Here is a 369-nt window from a genome sequence, read left to right as displayed (position 1 = left end):
TATCCGCACGGACTCAATGCGAGAGAGTTTGCTGTTTATGTGCAACTCGGCTTGACGCCAATTCAGGCGTTCAGATCAGCGACCGTCAACGCATCACAGCTACTTGGCTGGGAAGATCAGGTCGGCTCGATTGATGTCGGAAAATTTGCCGACATGATTGCAGTGGATGGCAATCCGTTAAAAGATGTGACTGAGTTAGAAAGAGTTAAATGGGTGATGAAAGCTGGCGCGGTGATCAGGTAATCTCATCAGATTCGCTCAATCAACCTACCTACAACTGCGTCCGCTTAGTTAGCTGGTTAATTAGTGAGGTAGTTGTTGCGCCAGTCGCTTTATGTTCATGATGATCAGAACAGATAACTCACTATC

The 369-nt window shown here is 46.9% G+C and carries 1 protein-coding gene; it reads left to right on the top strand.

The window, feature by feature from the left end:
* Positions 1 to 243, top strand: a 243-nt coding sequence (locus ACO0LB_RS20655; protein ID WP_423052595.1) for an amidohydrolase family protein, incomplete at its 5' end; no start/stop codon positions are given.
* Positions 244 to 369 lie beyond the last annotated feature (126 nt).

Source organism: Undibacterium sp. SXout7W (assembly GCF_049339385.1).
GTDB lineage: Bacteria > Pseudomonadota > Gammaproteobacteria > Burkholderiales > Burkholderiaceae_D > Undibacterium.
The sequence above is the reverse complement of the archived record's forward strand: the minus strand, read 5'-3'. Positions and strand labels throughout refer to the sequence as shown.